Annotated in this window: 16 protein-coding genes; 14 read left to right on the top strand and 2 right to left on the bottom strand. The window is 34.5% G+C overall.

Translation table 11 applies throughout. The features are described from left to right. Positions 1-2 precede the first annotated feature (2 nt). From LOK78_RS01980 to LOK78_RS01950, 7 genes are all read left to right on the top strand, one after another. Positions 3-236: a hypothetical protein gene (locus LOK78_RS01980; RefSeq protein ID WP_232633327.1), complete on the top strand. Its 234-nt coding sequence runs from the start codon at positions 3-5 to the stop codon at positions 234-236. 17 nt (positions 237-253) lie between these two features. Next, positions 254-3,451: a type I restriction endonuclease subunit R gene (locus LOK78_RS01975; RefSeq protein ID WP_232633326.1), complete on the top strand. Its 3,198-nt coding sequence runs from the start codon at positions 254-256 to the stop codon at positions 3,449-3,451. 87 nt (positions 3,452-3,538) lie between these two features. Further along, on the top strand, positions 3,539-4,096 hold the full coding sequence (locus LOK78_RS01970; RefSeq protein ID WP_232633325.1) for a hypothetical protein: 558 nt from the start codon (positions 3,539-3,541) through the stop codon (positions 4,094-4,096). 198 nt (positions 4,097-4,294) lie between these two features. Then, a complete protein-coding gene (locus LOK78_RS01965) occupies positions 4,295-4,816 on the top strand; it encodes a hypothetical protein (RefSeq protein WP_232633324.1) in 522 nt (173 codons plus the stop codon). An 18-nt stretch (positions 4,817-4,834) separates the two neighbouring features. Then, positions 4,835-5,248 carry a helix-turn-helix domain-containing protein gene (locus tag LOK78_RS01960; protein ID WP_232633323.1) on the top strand — a complete coding sequence of 138 codons (414 nt, stop codon included), beginning with the start codon at positions 4,835-4,837 and terminating at the stop codon, positions 5,246-5,248. After that, positions 5,238-5,696, top strand: a complete 459-nt coding sequence (locus tag LOK78_RS01955; protein WP_232633322.1) for a hypothetical protein — start codon at positions 5,238-5,240, stop codon at positions 5,694-5,696. Before LOK78_RS01960 ends, LOK78_RS01955 begins: the two co-directional genes overlap by 11 nt. Positions 5,697-5,765: 69 nt before the next feature. Next, positions 5,766-6,359 (top strand): hypothetical protein, encoded by a 594-nt coding sequence (locus LOK78_RS01950; protein WP_232633321.1) that lies wholly within the window; start codon positions 5,766-5,768, stop codon positions 6,357-6,359. 4 nt (positions 6,360-6,363) lie between these two features. Here the strand turns inward: LOK78_RS01950 and LOK78_RS01945 are convergent, their stop codons facing one another. Continuing rightward, entirely contained in the window at positions 6,364-7,677 is a 1,314-nt protein-coding gene (locus LOK78_RS01945; protein ID WP_232633320.1) for a tyrosine-type recombinase/integrase, read from the bottom strand. A gap of 253 nt (positions 7,678-7,930) precedes the next feature. Here LOK78_RS01945 and LOK78_RS01940 point away from each other — a divergent pair, with 253 nt between their 5' ends. From LOK78_RS01940 to LOK78_RS01920, 5 genes are all read left to right on the top strand, one after another. Continuing rightward, positions 7,931-8,797 carry a zinc-dependent peptidase gene (locus tag LOK78_RS01940; protein WP_232633319.1) on the top strand — a complete coding sequence of 289 codons (867 nt, stop codon included), beginning with the start codon at positions 7,931-7,933 and terminating at the stop codon, positions 8,795-8,797. 71 nt (positions 8,798-8,868) lie between these two features. Continuing rightward, the gene (locus tag LOK78_RS01935) at positions 8,869-9,285 is read left to right on the top strand and encodes a CBS domain-containing protein (RefSeq protein ID WP_166957860.1); all 417 of its coding nucleotides are present in this window, start codon (positions 8,869-8,871) and stop codon (positions 9,283-9,285) included. A 380-nt stretch (positions 9,286-9,665) separates the two neighbouring features. Next, positions 9,666-9,854, top strand: a complete 189-nt coding sequence (locus tag LOK78_RS01930; protein ID WP_232394107.1) for a hypothetical protein — start codon at positions 9,666-9,668, stop codon at positions 9,852-9,854. Positions 9,855-9,947: 93 nt separating this feature from the next. Next, a complete protein-coding gene (locus LOK78_RS01925; protein WP_232633318.1) occupies positions 9,948-11,957 on the top strand; it encodes an ATP-binding protein in 2,010 nt (669 codons plus the stop codon). 8 nt (positions 11,958-11,965) lie between these two features. Continuing rightward, on the top strand, positions 11,966-12,646 hold the full coding sequence (locus LOK78_RS01920) for a response regulator (RefSeq protein WP_053971201.1): 681 nt from the start codon (positions 11,966-11,968) through the stop codon (positions 12,644-12,646). Positions 12,647-12,915: 269 nt separating this feature from the next. Here the strand turns inward: LOK78_RS01920 and LOK78_RS01915 are convergent, their stop codons facing one another. After that, a complete protein-coding gene (locus LOK78_RS01915) occupies positions 12,916-13,425 on the bottom strand; it encodes a DUF456 domain-containing protein (RefSeq protein ID WP_232633317.1) in 510 nt (169 codons plus the stop codon). A 140-nt stretch (positions 13,426-13,565) separates the two neighbouring features. On the opposite strand from LOK78_RS01915, the gene LOK78_RS01910 reads away from it, so the two are divergent. Then, positions 13,566-13,928, top strand: a complete 363-nt coding sequence (locus tag LOK78_RS01910; protein WP_053972093.1) for a BlaI/MecI/CopY family transcriptional regulator — start codon at positions 13,566-13,568, stop codon at positions 13,926-13,928. Beyond that, the gene (locus LOK78_RS01905; RefSeq protein WP_232633316.1) at positions 13,925-15,787 is read left to right on the top strand and encodes a M56 family metallopeptidase; all 1,863 of its coding nucleotides are present in this window, start codon (positions 13,925-13,927) and stop codon (positions 15,785-15,787) included. Before LOK78_RS01910 ends, LOK78_RS01905 begins: the two co-directional genes overlap by 4 nt. The last annotated feature ends 108 nt before the right edge of the window (positions 15,788-15,895 follow it).

Here is a 15,895-nt window from a genome sequence, read left to right as displayed (position 1 = left end):
TAATGGAAAAATTTAAAGGTTTAAATGACGCAATTAGAGCCAGTATTGAGAAGGTAAATGAAACTGCTCAAGTTATTGAAAGTATCGAACAAAAAATTAGAGACGGTGAAATTACCGTAGATTCAATAGGTGAAATACAATTAAGTGCTCTTAGAAAAATGCACCAGAGGTATATTAACGATGTTGAAACATATAAAGCTGACCTTGAGTTCTTTAAAAGCATAGAAAATCTATAAGATATCAGATAGTCAAAATGAGCAAAGATTATTCAGAAGACCAGCTAATAGAACAAACCTGTATGGAGGTATTCCAGGAATTGGGCTGGGAACTTGCCAATGTATATGAGGGTGAGTCTTTTGGAGAGTCTGGCACTCTGGGACGAGATAGTGAAGCCGATGTTATTTTAAAGTCTCAGTTTTATCAGGCTCTTAAAAATCTAAACCCAAACCTGCCAGACCAAGCCTACGACCTAGCTTATGACCTTATCACCATCAGTGATTCCACTAAAGACCTAACAGAGATAAACTATGAAAAATACCAGTATTTAAAAGACGGTATTCCTGTTACTTACAAAAACCAAAAAGGAGAGATAATCCGCAATAAAAAGCTAAAGGTCTTTGATTTTACTAATCCTGAGAACAACAACTTTATCGCTGTACAGCAATTATGGTTAGAGGGCAAATCCAAACGTAGAAAACGTCCGGACATTGTAGGATTTGTGAATGGTATTCCGTTGGTATTTATAGAGCTTAAGGGCATCAATGTGAAGCTAAGAGCTGCCTATGAGAAGAATTTAAGCGACTATAAAAATACCATACCCAAAATGTTCCATTGTAATGCCTTTGTGATATTAAGTAATGGTGTTGAAAGCAAGATAGGTTCCATCAGTTCCAAGTTTGAGCATTTCCATGAGTGGAAGCGTATTTCAGAAGAAGATGAGGGCATCGTGAGCTTGGATACCATGCTAAAAGGTACCTGTGAGAAGAACAGACTGTTAGACTTGTTTGAGAATTTTATCCTTTATGATACCTCTGTTGGTTCTATTGCAAAGTTGGTAGCCAGGAACCATCAATTTGTCGGGGTGAATAGGGCTATTTCCCATTTTAAAGCGATGCAGGAAAATGCTAAGAAAGGACTTTTAGATAAGGAAGAAGCACAAAAACTTGGGGTGTTTTGGCATACCCAGGGCTCTGGAAAGAGTTATTCCATGGTGTTTTTATGCCAGAAGATATTGAGGGTGTTAGGGGGAGGTTATTCCTTTTTATTGGTCACAGACCGCACCGAACTGGATGAGCAAATCTATGGCACCTTTGCAGGTGTAGGAGCCGTAAAGGACGACTCTGGAAGAGCCACCAGCGGAGAGCACCTGAAAGAGCTATTGAAGACTGATAAACGGTTCCTGTTTTCCATCATTCATAAGTTCAATTTTGATGAGAAGATAACAGACCGAGAGAACCTGATAGTCATCTCTGATGAAGCCCATAGAACCCAGGGAGGAACCTTGGCTATGAATTTGAGGAAAGCATTGCCAAAGGCTTCGTTCATTGGGTTTACAGGAACGCCTTTGTTCAAAGATGATGAGCTTACCAAGCGTATTTTTGGGGAGTATGTTTCCAAATACGATTTCAAACGTTCCATTGAAGATGGAGCCACGGTTCCATTGTATTATGAAAACAGAGGAGAGAAATTAAAGCTTGATAATCCAACCATAAACCAGGAGATAAGGGAAGCCATAGAACAGCAAGACTTGGACAGTGACCAGGAAGATAAACTTAAAAAACTGTTTGCTAGGGAGTATCCTATTTTGACATCGCAGAAACGCCTTAGGGCTATTGCTAAGGATGTAGTTAAGCATTTTAATACGAGAGGGTATAAGGGGAAGGCTATGTTTGTAGCCTTGGATAAGGTGACGGCTGTGAAAATGTATGATTTCATTACTGATGAATGGGAGCTATATCTTGAGGAAGAGCTTAAGGAAATTAATAAGCTGACAGATGAACAGGAAAGAATGGATAGGATGCGAGCCTGGAACTGGAGCAAAGAAACAGAGCTAGGTGTAGTAGTGAGTCATGAGCAAAATGAAATTGAAAAGTTTGAAGCCTGGGGACTGGATATCGAACCGCACAGGCTTAAGATGAATACCAGAGACCTGGAAACAGATTTTAAAGATGAAGACCATCCGTTTAGGTTTGCCATTGTTTGTGCTATGTGGATTACTGGATTTGATGTGAAAAGCTTATCTACCATGTATCTGGATAAGCCCTTGAAATCACATACCTTGATGCAAACCATCGCCAGGGCAAACCGAGTGCATAAGAACAAAAACAACGGATTAATAGTTGACTATATTGAGACTTATAAAGCTTTGTTGGAGGCATTGGCCATTTATGGAGATACAGGGAGCAGGGGAGATATTGAAGAAGTGTCTGAAGATGCACCTGTAAAACCTTTAGAGGAGCTGATTCAAGAACTTGAAGAGGCTATTAAGACTACTGAGGGCTTTTTGAGTTTTGAGTGTAAATTCGAGCTCACTAAAATTCTGGATGAACAAGACAATCTCAAAAAAATAAAGTATCTCCAGGAGGGTTATAACGCCATCTGTAAGACGGATGAAACTAAAGCGAAGTTTGGTGTTCTAGCTAGAGAGGTATTTAAAAAATATAAGGCTCTTATGCCCGATGCATCTATTTATGACTACAAGCCGCAGAGGGATGCTATAAATGCATTGTACAGCATGATAAATGCTAAGATTGAAGCGGCGGACATCACACATATTGTCAAGCAAGTTCAGGATGTAGTAAACCAATCTATTGCAACATTGAATTTACAGCTAGAGAAACTGGAAGGCTATGGCCAGAGAATTGATATTAGTAGTTTGGATTTTAAAAAGATTGAAGAAGAATTTTTTAAGGCTACGGGAAATCAAAATGTAGCGGTGCAATCCTTGAAGGATAAGGTGCAGAAGAAATTGAATAGGCTGCTTAACCAGAACCCGATGCGCATTGATTATTATGAACGTTACCAGGAAATAATTGATGATTATAATAGGGGTAAAGAATACCGCTCTATTAAAGAGATATTTGATGAGTTGGTAGTGTTGCTGTCTGAGCTATCTGAAGAAGAAAAACGCTCTGAACGGGAGAGTCTAGAGGAGGATGAGTTGGCTGTTTTTGATATGCTCCTGGCTGGTAAGAAAATAACAGATAAAGAAAAGGCAGAAGTTAAAGAGGCGGCTAGGGAGTTATTGAAGAGATTGAAGAACCAGGAATTCCAAGTAAGCCATTGGGCAGAGAAAACCCAGACGTCTTCAGCTGTTAAAAAGGTTATAGAAGACATCTTATATATGAAGCTTCCTTATCCTACCTATGACGAGGATTTATCATTGAAAACCGAATTGTTGTTTAATGACTTTAAAGAACGCTATGCTGATTATAGGCATAGGGTGGCTTAGGTTGTTAAAGAAATTGACTTAGAAAGCAAAATGAACCTACTAATTTTAGTAAGTATTTGAAGAATTGTAAGTTTTAAATTCCCTTTTATGAAATATTTTCTATCCATTGTTTTTTTATTTTTTTCATTTAGTTCCTTTTCACAGAATGTGAAAAAGGAATATTTAGAAACCATAGATTGGTTAAATGATAAAATAGAAAGTTATGCTTTTAAATCGGAACATCTATTATCTGAATATCAATTGTCACTCGAAAAAAAGGAAAATCAATATTTTATTAAAATTTATTCAAGTTATACAAGTTTTGGTTCTATAAACACTCAAACTTTTTCAAATATATATCACTTCCCAATAGAGGAACTTCATTATTGGGAATTTAAACCTAAAGGACCCGAAGAATTTTCTAAAGGGTATATTTTGTTCTTGTATACGGAAAATGAAAAACCAAAAGTTATAGATGAAAAGCTTGTAAAAGTATTTAGGCCAGATGGCGAGAATAGGGTGGAGTCAGAATTTAGTCGTACTGACCATTGTGTGATTCATTTTAGAAATGAAATTGATAACGAAAATTTAAGGGAGAGAATAAATAATGCATTAAATCATATAAAAGAATTAGCGAGCAAGAAAAAAGAAAAAGAGAAGTTTTAAAAGCCTTGTTATTAAATAATTGAGGAATGGCAATTAGTAGACAAGAGTAAATTGGATTAGTGGTTTTGATGAGTGTAGTTGAAGGACTTTGATGTGAAAATTTAATGTATTCTTGTTAATAACTGTTCATAATATTTGAATTCCAAAACTCACAAAATTAACTTAAAAGTGTATTTTAGCTTGCAAATTAACTTATAAGTGAATATCTTTGAATTGAAAATATGGGATGATGAAGCTGAAAAATGCACTTTTTACACGGTGCAGGAAGATGGAGCTTCAGAAAATGAAACTGATATTTTCTTTGATAAATATGACAATATACAAGAGTTTAAAGAAAAGACACAGGAGTTATTGGTCTTTGTTTTAAGTGCTATTGGGGATAATCATGGAGCAATCGATGAGATTTTTAACAGACATGAAAACGAAGTTGATGGCCTGCCTGCTCAGGGTAAACTCCAGCTCGGAGAGTTTAACTATCACTTTCCAAACTTCCCCTTAAGATTATATGCCCTCAAAATCAGTGAAAGTATTGTTGTATTATTCAATGGAGGAATTAAAGATGGTTCAACAAATCAAACAAGTAGTTTACATTTTAATTGGGTTAATGCCTGCAATTACGCAAAGCGCATTGTTGAAGCAATTAAAGATGGCTCAATAGTGGTCAATGAGTCTGAAAGGAAATTGACAACCTATGATGGGTCTGAGGAGATTATACTATAAACACGAATACAACCAGACATGAGAAGCAAAATCGCAAAACGTATTCTATCTGAAACGCCAGAAGAAACAAAAATATTCGTTAATCTATATGCTGATATTGTGGTTAGGATTAATCAAATCATGAAGCAAAAAGGGTTGACTCAAAAAGAATTGGCATATAACTTAGATAAAAAACCTTCGGAAATAAATAAGTGGTTGAAAGGGGAGCACAATTTAACGCTTAAATCTATTGCTAAATTACAAGCGGAATTGGATTGTCCTTTGGTTGTGGTTCCTAAAGGTGATAGCTATTATAATTTTGATGGGCACGGTGTAAAAAAAGGATTTTCTTTAGTATACCATAATAAATCAGGTGTAAGTAAATTGCAGTTTAAAGATGCAAGTGTAAAAAAAATGAAGCCAAAATATCAACCCTTAGCCAATGTCGGATAAAAGATTAATTCCTGAAAAAATTAATATAATAGACTTTAAAATAATTAAGGGGTTAATATCTAGTCCTTTTGAATTTGATAGTTCCTTAATAAAGGGTCATGACTTTAGTTTAGGATTTGAAACAGCTCTGAATATTGAGGAGAATAAGATTAAAGCAGATTTTAAAGTTTCAATAAAAACTCAGTCTGAAAAGAATGAGGTTGAAGAGGCTACGGGTGATTTTCACTTTGTTTTTCTTTTTTATGTTGAAAATATGCAAGATTTAATTTTTGAAATAAATGATTCTAAAGGGAAATCAAAGAATGTTCAAGTGGATGCATCTTTGGGTAATGCCTTAGCTTCAATTACGTATTCTACTTCTAGGGGTATTTTGATGACCAGGTTTCAAGGTACTTCCCTTGACAGTTTTATTTTGCCTGTTATTAATCCAAATGATTTGATTGAGTAGTCCTTTTTTAAAGGATTGAATTATTGAATTTCGATGTCTACTTTTTTAGTTTTATGAATTTAGATTAAGATGTTAAATCGGTCAAGCTTCCCCAATTTAAATTTCGATAAAATACTTCAGGATGCTAAACAATTCTCGCTTCCTGAAAGTGATTCTTATATTCAATCCTACCCCGAATTTCTTAAATACTTTGAAAGAATAAAAGGAGGGGATATTAATGAACACGATTTAATAATTGCCAGTCATTTTGTTTATGGTTGGATGCCAACAATTCTACGTTTAGATTTAAACAAAAAGACGCAGGTTTTAAAATACTTAAACGCTGTTAAAAGTGGTCGCCTTTTGGATGAGGAGGAGTTGAATATTTTGAAAGTGAGTATAAATAATTCTATGGTGGGGCTTTCAAAATTACTACACTTTATAAACCCTGAAAATTATGCTATTTGGGATAGCAAGGTTTATAGATATGCCACAAGCTATAAGTCTGATTTTGGAATTACTAATGTCAGCTTATATTTAGAATATTTAGAAAGGATTAAGGCCATAGCAGCAAATGAGAATTATAGGAAAATCCATGAGCTGGTTTCAAAGAACTTCGATTATGAAATTTACCCAACAAGAGCAATTGAAATAGTTATGTTTAAAGCTTCGGAGAGAAAATAAGGAGTTATTTTTTGAAAAATAGGTGTTCTCCTATTTTCTTAGCTCTTTGGAAATCATCAGCTTTAATATAGTTGTAAAATACTTTCTCCGTAGAGTGCCCACTAATGGCCATAATATCAATTGTAGGCATTCCAGAGAAGTAAGCATTGGTGCAAAATGACCTTCTTCCTGTGTGATTAGTAATTAAATCATATTTCGGTTTCATTTCACTGGTCTTTTTCCCTCCAATTGTCCTTGTAACATTTTCCATCGTATTAATTTCCGCTAGCTTGCCCAATTGTTTTAAGGCATAATTAATATGTTGGTCAGGCATTCCTTTGGGCGGGTGGCCATCTCGCTTATCCAGTATTTTTTTGACTATGCTATTAATGGGGATAGTCAATGGTCTATTGTTTTTTTTGATGATAATTTGAAAATAAGACCGTCCATCTGCTTCCACAATGTTCTCTTTCTTTAATTTGTTGAAATCACTTACCCTGAGGCCAGTGTTGGCGGAAATTAAAAAAAGGTCTCTTGCTACATCTAGTTTGTCTTTTGTTAGGTAAAGGGATTTGCTGATTTTGATTGGTTTCACTTCGCCTAAATCGAGATTGAAAATTCTCAAAAGCTCTTCATCGGTCAAGTAAATATTATCAATCTGCTCTGTAGGTTTTTTGAAATATTTTTTAGTGTGCTCTGTAGAATTATGGTGTCCCAATTCTAGGCCTGCGGTTAAAATGGTTTTGAGGATTTTAATTTGGGTACCAATATAGTTTGTCGAGTAGTTATTTTTGGACAGCCATTCTAGAAAATCATGGTAGAACTGAACATTTATCTTGTCATAGGTCACTTTGTATTTCTTGTCACTAAAACGCTTGAGTAAATTGTATGCGTTGTTATAGGTTTTATAAGTGGTCTTTTTCATGGGGCTCCCAGTGGTCATAAGGGGATTAGTTTTGTAGTGCTCCTTAAACCAATAAAAAAAGGGTAAAAGTTCAAGTTTTTCTTGTTCTTGTGCGGGTTGGTTTTTATGGAAAAAGATATCGCAAATCTCTGTTAGATTCTCATTGGTAGGTTTTATGTCGTCCTTTATGGTGAGTTTATTGTATTCTTTAAAAAAATATCTTTCAAGGTCTGTAAGGCGGTCATTAATATAAACTCTATCCAATTCGCCAACAACCGTTTTTATCCTCATTCTCCTAACATCCCAGTTTTTAATGTCTTGAACTTTTAAACCTGTTGAATACCTAAGTCGTTTTCCTGTTCCGTAACTAAAGACAAGTTGAATAGTTGCGCCGTTTAATTTGGATTTTCGAAGCTTATAATTGAATCTGGCCATAGCGATAAAGAATGTTAACAAATATAGGGATAAAAGTGACACATTATATTATTTTGTGTCATTTAGTGTGTCATATTTCATTTTATGAACTTTATATTTAAAAGGTTCATTTTAAAAGAGTATGTTTGTAATGGTTTATTATTATTCTCTTATAGAGTATGAGTCAAAGTAAAAAGAGGTAAAATAATAGAAAACAAAAAATATAATTTGGCCTCCTGGTGGGGCTACTAAATCTTTTATGTACCCTAAATAAATGCTCCAAATACTCCTTGAAGAAGAAGAGAATATAGAAAGAATAGGTAAGCAAGTTTTCTTTATGTTATACATCCTAGGTATGGCAACTTTTCTAAGTGTTCGATTTTTCCGTTTTTTGGAAATGGCCTATGTGGAATATATTGACAAAAAGCTGTTTTATACGCATTTAAATGTAGGATTAAAAAAGCTTCAACCGCACCAACAAGTCATTCTAAAACGAAAATTCAGGTTTTATCAATACCTAACCCCAAAACAACAAAGCTTTTTTGAGCATCGAGTGGCTCGATTTTTAAGAGAAAAGGAATTTGTGGGTAAGGGGCTTGAGGTGACAGACGAAATGCAGGTTCTTGTGGCGGCAACAGCAGTGAAAATGATGTTTGGATTAAGGGATTACAGGTTGCAAATCATACAAACCATTTTTATCTATCCTGAGGCATATTACTCTCGACTCAATGACGCTTACCATAAAGGAGAATTTAATCCACAAAAGAACTTGTTGGTTTTCTCGTGGGAAGATTTTAAGGATGGATATCAAATTGATGACGACAACATTAATTTGGCTATTCATGAAATAGTGCATGCTATCCATTTTAATTTTTTAAGCCGAAGAGGCAAAAGTGCTAGTGCGGGTATTTTTCTGAATTCACATGCAGAATTGGTTTCTTATTTGAATAACCACCCAAAGGTATTGGAAGAAATGCAGAGTTCTGGTTATTTTAGGGCTTACGGTTTTACAAATGACTTCGAACTTTTAGCAGTAATAATGGAAAATTTTATCGAAACTCCAGAGATGTTTAAAAGGGAATTTCCACATATTTATGGTTTGGTAAAGCAGATGTTAAACTTTCATTTTAAGGGGTATTAACTGACCGATGTCATAATTTTTATGGGTTGTAAATCTTAAATTTAATAAGATAATTTATTAAAGTTTTCCTCATGAAAAGATTGGTTCCTGTTTCAGAAATAATGAGTAAGGAAGTTATTGCCATTACTCAGGATGATGGCCTTGATGTGGCTGAACATTTATTTAAAAAACATCATATAAGACATATTCCAGTAGTTAAAGGAAAGCGAATCGTTGGGATGTTGAGTCTCACAGATCTCTTAAGAATTAGCTTTGCAGATGAGGTAGAAGATGAGGAAGAAGTGGAAACTATTGTCTATAATATGTTCACCATTGATCAAGTTATGACCAAAAATTTGATAAGTGTTAGCCCAGATAGTACCATAAAAGAGGTTGCTGAAATTTTAGCTTCCAAAGAATTTCATGCCTTACCAGTAGTATGTAATGATGATTTGGTGGGAATAGTAACTACTACAGACTTGATCAAGTACTTATTAAAGCAGTATTAGGTGTGCAAAATACTTAAATTCAGTATTTTGAGGCTCCAATTAAAGACGATAATTTCAACTCTAATTGCAATAAAAACGCATTTCAACGAATAAATATGCTTTTCATCGTTATTTTTTTGGTATCGATAGTGACTGAATCTATATTTACTATTCCTTCTTAAGACCCCAAATTGAAGATTCAATACAACTTATTAAGGAACTAATTAATCCATTCATCATGACCTTGCGTCATGCTCCCTCAATTGAAATAGAAATTCCCCCTAAATAGAATTTTTATTTTGCAATAGTTAATCCATGTATCCCTCAATTAAGGTTCTGTTTCAGAACGAAACGTACCTGTATTTGTATTTAAAATTGTTTAATTATAAAATTGAGATAGCATGAAATCCCTAACATTAACTTTACTAGCTGCTTTATTCTGTGTTGCATTGACTAAAGCTGAATTAGACCCCAACAAAAAGTTGAAAAAAGAAACTCAAGAAACTGTTTCTAAATCAGATCAGTTTGCCTATAACTTTGAAGTCAATAGGCACGTAAGGAGAGACAAGCTTCCTGGTGCTGGAGAATAACAATATTTAAAGCCTTTCATTATGAAAGGCTTTTTTATTTATTGAATCTTACCTTAATTATTTTAAATTTGAGATATTTCAAATTTAGATTCTTTGCTTAAAAAAGTTTTATTCATACTTTTTCTTTTTAGTAACTGTATTATCTGGGGGCAAAATGCCAAGAATGATAGTACATTATATTATCACGAAATATCAAAAGATAGAACGCTAAGTCTTAATGAAAGAATAGAGCATTCTAAAAAGGCTGTCGAAATTTCTTCCTATCAGGGTATTGATACGCTGCAACTTAATACAAGCCGGTATTTGGCCTATCTGTATTTGATGAAACGAGATTATGATTCGGTCAGAATCTGGAATCATGCAAATCTTAAACTGGCAGAGAAGTTGGATGATTCTAGTTCGATAGCTATGACTAGCTATTATCTTGGGTATTATCATCGTGCTACTATGTCAAACGACAGTGCCTATTTTTATTATTATAAAGCATCCAAATTGTTTAATTCCTTGAATGATTTAAGAAATGAAGGAGAGGTTCTTTATAATATGGCTAACATTCAATTTGATGAAAAGGATTATCTAGGTGCTGAAAGTAATGCTATCAAGTCTTTAAGATTGATTCAGTCCCTTCCAAAGACGGAGAACAATCTTGATACGCTTTGGTCTATTTTTAATTTGCTCGGAATTATTTCAGATCAACAGGGCCTTTATGACCAAGCTATTGAGTATTATGAAGAAGGGATGACTTATAGTTCTCAAATTGAAGATCATTTGCTGTATGATTTACATTCATTCAGCAATATTGCTTTGATCTATAAGGAACAAAAAAACTATGAAGAAGCTTTAAAAATCTATGATAGGTTGTTGCAAAATAAGGAGGAACTTATGGAAGATCCAGGAAATTATGCAACAATATTAAGCGAATTTGCAGCTGTAAAATATTATTCAGGTAACTATAAAAATGAAAACATTAGCTCTCTTTTTGGGCAAGCTTATCATTTAGCTGATAGTTTAAATGAAGGGTTGTCCATAATGTGGGTCAGTTTGTATGCGTCTGAATATTATCTGGAAGAACATAAAAAGGATTCTGCCTTAATTTATGCCAACCGAGCGTTTAATTTAGGTAAGGAAACGAATTCAAATGATGTTATTTTAAGATCTCTTCTTTTAAAATCACAGCTGGAGGATGAAGATAAAGCTAAATCCTATCTTCGGGATTACATTACTTTAAGTGACAGTTTGCAGGTTAGGGAACGGGCTACTCGAAATAAGTTTGCCCGTATAGCTTATGAAACTGATAACCTAAAGGAACGCAATAAGCAAATTGCTAGAGAGCGTATGTATTTGCTTATTTTTTCGGGCGCTTTAATCTTAACATTTTTGCTTATTTATGTTATTGTCAATCAGCGCAATAAAAACAAGGAGCTTCAGTTTGTACAAAAACAGCAAAAGGCGAATGAAGAGATTTATAACTTGATGCTTTCCCAACAAGACAAAATAGATGAGGCTAGGGTATTAGAAAAAAAACGTATATCACAGGAATTGCATGATGGCGTTTTGGGAAGACTCTTTGGAACCAGATTGACACTAGATAGTTTGAATATGATGTCTAATGAAGAGGCTATAGAAACACGTGGGAAGTATATTCATTCTTTAAAAGAAATAGAAGAGGATATCCGGAAAGTGTCCCATGAATTAAACACAGATTTTGTAGCAGGTTCGGGTTATTTTGATATCATAAAAACGCTAGTTGAAACTCAGACAGAGGCCTATGGTCTTAAGTTTGAACTTTACAATGATAGTAGTATTGATTGGGACGATGTATCTAATAAGACTAAAATACATATATATAGAATTGTGCAAGAGTCCCTTCAAAACATATATAAACATGCCCAAGCAACCAAGGTTGAAATTAGTTTTAAAGCTAAAAAAGATGTAATTTGTCTTGAAATTTCTGATGATGGTTTAGGGTTTGATGTTGAAAAATCCAGAAAAGGAATTGGACTTAAAAATATGACCTCTCGAGTTAAAGAAATAGATGGAGAGTTTCATGTAGAGTCACAGCCAGGAGCAGGCACTACCTTAACCATTTTAACCCCTATTTAAATTTAATTATGCAAGAAAAAGTAACCATTCGAATTTTAATGACCGATGACCATCCCATCATTATAGAAGGTTACCAAATGACCCTTAAAGCAACCAAAAAGGAACATCAAACTTTAATTATTGATATTGCCAATAGTTGTGATGAGTCATTGAAATATATGAACGAGGCTTACGAATCCAATAAACCTTATGATGTTTTGTTTATGGATATTAGTTTACCACCCTCAAAAGATGGTAAATATACTTCAGGAGAGGATTTGGCTCGTCACGCCCGAAAAATCATGCCTCAATCAAAATTAGTCATTCTCACCATGTTTAATGAACCATATCGCGTTCATAACATTATTAAAACCATAAACCCTGAAGGATTTTTAATTAAAAGTGACTTAACGTCCAGTGAATTGGCAAGTGCTTTTCAGGCAATCATTAACAATCCCCCATTCTATAGTGGTACGGTTAATAGTATTTTAAGAAAGTCTATTTCAAATGACTTGGGCATTGATGATACCAATAGAAAAATACTTCATTTATTAGCCCAAGGGGTAAAGACAAAAAGTCTAGTGGAGCACATAAGTCTGTCCATGAGTGCAATAGAGAAAAGAAAGAAACATCTCAAGGAGTTGTTTGATGTGGTTGATGGAAATGATGAGGCCCTTTTGGAAGAGGCCAAAAAGAAAGGTTTTGTTTAGTTAAATGTCTGTTCTTTAGTTCTTTATTTTTTTATTTACGGTTTTTACCGTAACAAGTTTGTGGTTAAACCGTAACACATTGTCTAAAGGAAGACTTATATTTGACTATCAACAACAACTTAATTAATCCCTCACAAGATTTGTTGATAATAGCATTTACACTAACCTTGTGACCTTTTTTAGAAGGTCATAAGGTTTCTTCAAAGCACAATAACTTCGAAACCTTTTTTGCCTCCTCTTCAGTATTTTTAAAAATACTGATGTGCCATTTAGAAGGCAAATATCTCTGAACTGTGCTGAATGAGTATTTTTATAAACAAGCCCAGATAAATCATGGCTACGAGAAACTTGATAAAAGTTCCCGTTAAAAAACCCAGAAAGGAACCAAAAGCTGCCTTTGCCGCTGTTTGATGATCTGCCCTGTTGATTAATTCTCCCACAAATGCTCCCAAAAAGGGCCAAATGATAATACCGAAGATTCCAAAAATGGGAAGGAATATAGCAACCACTAAGCCAACCGTAGTACCGATGACACCTTTTTTACTTCCACCAAATCTTTTAGTTCCCATTACCGGTATGATGTAGTCTAAAACGACAATTACTAAGGCAATGACCAGGGTGACTCCCAAAACCCACCAATTATTAGTCACAGCTTTTGTTAAATATAAAAGCAGTAAACCAATCCAGCTTAAAGGGGGGCCAGGTAAAACAGGGAGGAAGCTTCCTAAAATACCAACTAGCATAAAAACGAAACCAAAAACAACTAAGAGAATGTCCATAAAATTTTATTTGTTAGACTAAGATATTGAAACATTGTTACATTTATAACTAAAAATATAGTTTAAACTAAAAATTTAGTTATATTTGTAATGAACTAAAACCTTAGTTGAATAAATTTACGGTGATTATGAGTGACAAAATGAAACCCCTTACTAAAGCAGAAGAAGAGATCATGCAAGTTCTTTGGCAATTGGGAAAAGCCAATGTAAAACAAGTTATAGCGGAACTCCCCAAGCCAAAACCGGCTTATAATACCGTGTCAACCATTGTGCGAATTTTGGAAAGCAAGGGGTTTGTAGATTACGAAAAGCAAGGGAAGGGGCATATCTATTTTCCTTTGATTAAGAAACAGGATTATAGCAATCAATCCTTGACGACCTTAATGGACAATTACTTTCAGGGTTCCTTTAAAAGTATGGTTTCTTTTTTTATGAAGAAAAACGATATCAGTTTAAATGAATTGGAAGCAGTTTTAAAAGAAATCGATAAAGAAGAGAAATGATGATACACTATCTTATACAACTGTTAGCCTACCAACTCCTTTTCCTTTTGGTTTATGATTTATTTCTTAAGAAGGAAACCTTTTTCAATTGGAATCGGGTTTATTTATTGGTCACTTCTGCCTTATCATTTGTAATCCCATTAATAAAAATCGAAAGCTTTAAAGAGGTGGTTCCCCAAACTTATATTTGGTCCCTTCCAAAATTGAATATTGATACTCAAGGACCTATCATCTTGGATGAAGTGATATTGCAAGGAACAACCAATAATGTTAATCCACTTTGGTATTTGTATGCCATCTTGATTTTGGGAGGTGTTCTATCTCTTCTATATTTTCTTTATCGGATTTATACGATTTCACGACTTATCAAGACCCATAAAATGGATAAGGGGACGGTGTATCATGTTGTGGAAATTCCTAACAGCACTACAGCATTTTCATTTTTCAATTTTGTGTTTTTAGGCGCCAATATTCATGAAACCGAACGAGGAGCGATTGTTGATCATGAAAAGGTTCATGTGGTGCAACGGCATACCTATGATTTAATCTTTTTTGAGTTACTACGTATCCCTTTGTGGTTTAATCCACTTATATATATGTATCAAAGCCGTATGTCTGATTTGCACGAATTTATCGCCGATCAACAGGCGGTCAAACAAAATAAAAAACAATATTATCAAAATCTGTTGTCACAAGTTTTTGAAACTCAAAACGTGTCCTTCATCAACACTTTTTTTAAAAAATCATTAATCAAAAAACGACTAGTTATGTTACAAAAATCGAAATCAAACCAAATTCAATTATTTAAATACGCTCTTTTAATTCCGGTAGTTATGGGAATGTTAATTTACTCATCATGTGCAGATGACACGTCTTCAGAGGCAGCGGAAAACAACTTGGATTTAAATCAATATACCTACACCTTAGGGATGGGGGAAGAACTGGTGGGAGAGAAAAAAGCCATCCATGATCGGTTTGAATCCTTTTTAATAGGAAATAAGGAATATGTTGCATGGGGAGAGATAGCTTCCAACAGCGATCAGGTAACCTATAGTGTTCACCATAAGGATGAAACCATTCCTGCAGGGTTTTCTAAAATGGAAGTAAATACCCCACAGGGTTCCTATGCCTTGTTAATGAATCTTCCCAAGGATAGGCCGGGATCTTCCAAGAATTTAATGAGTCAAATTGATGCGGTTAAGGAGCAAATTGAAATCGAAGGACATATATCAGAGGAAGGAGAGAAAGGTCTAGAGTTTTTGCTCAAGATGCTTACTTTAGAAGACAAACCCAACCAACAGCTCATTAAGGATGTACAAACATATATGTCTGCTTCACCAAAGAATGAGTTGCACCAGCGTATTTCGGACTTATTTGAAGCTATTCAGGTTAAAGGTGATATGACTGTTGAAGAAGACCTAGCTTTAAAAACTTTATTAACCTTAGTTTCTGAAGAAGGCTTAGACGGACCATTCTATGAAGAAATCAAAGACCGTATTGAAATTCCTTTTGCTGTATTAGATCAAGTTCCTGCCTTCCCAAATAGTGGTCCCTTTGATTCAGAAGAAGAAAAAAAGAAAGCCTTTAGCCAAGAGATAAGCCGTTTCGTTGCTATGAACTTCAATACCAATTTAGCAAGTGAACTGGGATTAACAGGGGTTCAAAAGATTTCAGTATTTTTTAAAATAGGTGTAGATGGAAATATTACTGAGGTCAAGGCTAGAGCGCCGAAACCTGAGCTTGAAGCTGAGGCTATAAGGGTGGTTAAAATGCTGCCTACTTTTATCCCTGGCGAGCATCAAGGTAAAAAAGTAACCGTACCATATTATTTGCCTATTAAATTTCAAGTTAGTCAATAACAATAAACAGTAAGGGCTCAAAATTTTCTTTTCATTGAATTTAAAATCCGAAGATTCTCTTCGGATTTTTTTGTTTCTTGACAAGATGGCTTTGAATAATAAAAAAAT

It is taken from the genome of Mangrovimonas futianensis (genome assembly GCF_021245805.1).
In the GTDB taxonomy this organism is placed as follows: domain Bacteria; phylum Bacteroidota; class Bacteroidia; order Flavobacteriales; family Flavobacteriaceae; genus Mangrovimonas; species Mangrovimonas futianensis.
The sequence above is the reverse complement of the archived record's forward strand: the minus strand, read 5'-3'. Positions and strand labels throughout refer to the sequence as shown.

Excerpts from the sequence above, each read along its gene's own strand:
- LOK78_RS01930 (WP_232394107.1), top strand. The coding sequence starts at position 9,666 with ATGAAATCCCTAACATTAACTTTACTAGCTGCTTTATTCTGTGTTGCA.
- LOK78_RS01975 (WP_232633326.1), top strand. The coding sequence starts at position 254 with ATGAGCAAAGATTATTCAGAAGACCAGCTAATAGAACAAACCTGTATG.
- LOK78_RS01970 (WP_232633325.1), top strand. The coding sequence starts at position 3,539 with ATGAAATATTTTCTATCCATTGTTTTTTTATTTTTTTCATTTAGTTCC.
- LOK78_RS01905 (WP_232633316.1), top strand. The coding sequence starts at position 13,925 with ATGATGATACACTATCTTATACAACTGTTAGCCTACCAACTCCTTTTC.
- LOK78_RS01910 (WP_053972093.1), top strand. The coding sequence starts at position 13,566 with ATGAAACCCCTTACTAAAGCAGAAGAAGAGATCATGCAAGTTCTTTGG.
- LOK78_RS01915 (WP_232633317.1), bottom strand. The coding sequence starts at position 13,425 with ATGGACATTCTCTTAGTTGTTTTTGGTTTCGTTTTTATGCTAGTTGGT.
- LOK78_RS01920 (WP_053971201.1), top strand. The coding sequence starts at position 11,966 with ATGCAAGAAAAAGTAACCATTCGAATTTTAATGACCGATGACCATCCC.
- LOK78_RS01955 (WP_232633322.1), top strand. The coding sequence starts at position 5,238 with ATGTCGGATAAAAGATTAATTCCTGAAAAAATTAATATAATAGACTTT.
- LOK78_RS01980 (WP_232633327.1), top strand. The coding sequence starts at position 3 with ATGGAAAAATTTAAAGGTTTAAATGACGCAATTAGAGCCAGTATTGAG.
- LOK78_RS01950 (WP_232633321.1), top strand. The coding sequence starts at position 5,766 with ATGTTAAATCGGTCAAGCTTCCCCAATTTAAATTTCGATAAAATACTT.
- LOK78_RS01945 (WP_232633320.1), bottom strand. The coding sequence starts at position 7,677 with ATGGCCAGATTCAATTATAAGCTTCGAAAATCCAAATTAAACGGCGCA.
- LOK78_RS01940 (WP_232633319.1), top strand. The coding sequence starts at position 7,931 with ATGCTCCAAATACTCCTTGAAGAAGAAGAGAATATAGAAAGAATAGGT.
- LOK78_RS01960 (WP_232633323.1), top strand. The coding sequence starts at position 4,835 with ATGAGAAGCAAAATCGCAAAACGTATTCTATCTGAAACGCCAGAAGAA.
- LOK78_RS01935 (WP_166957860.1), top strand. The coding sequence starts at position 8,869 with ATGAAAAGATTGGTTCCTGTTTCAGAAATAATGAGTAAGGAAGTTATT.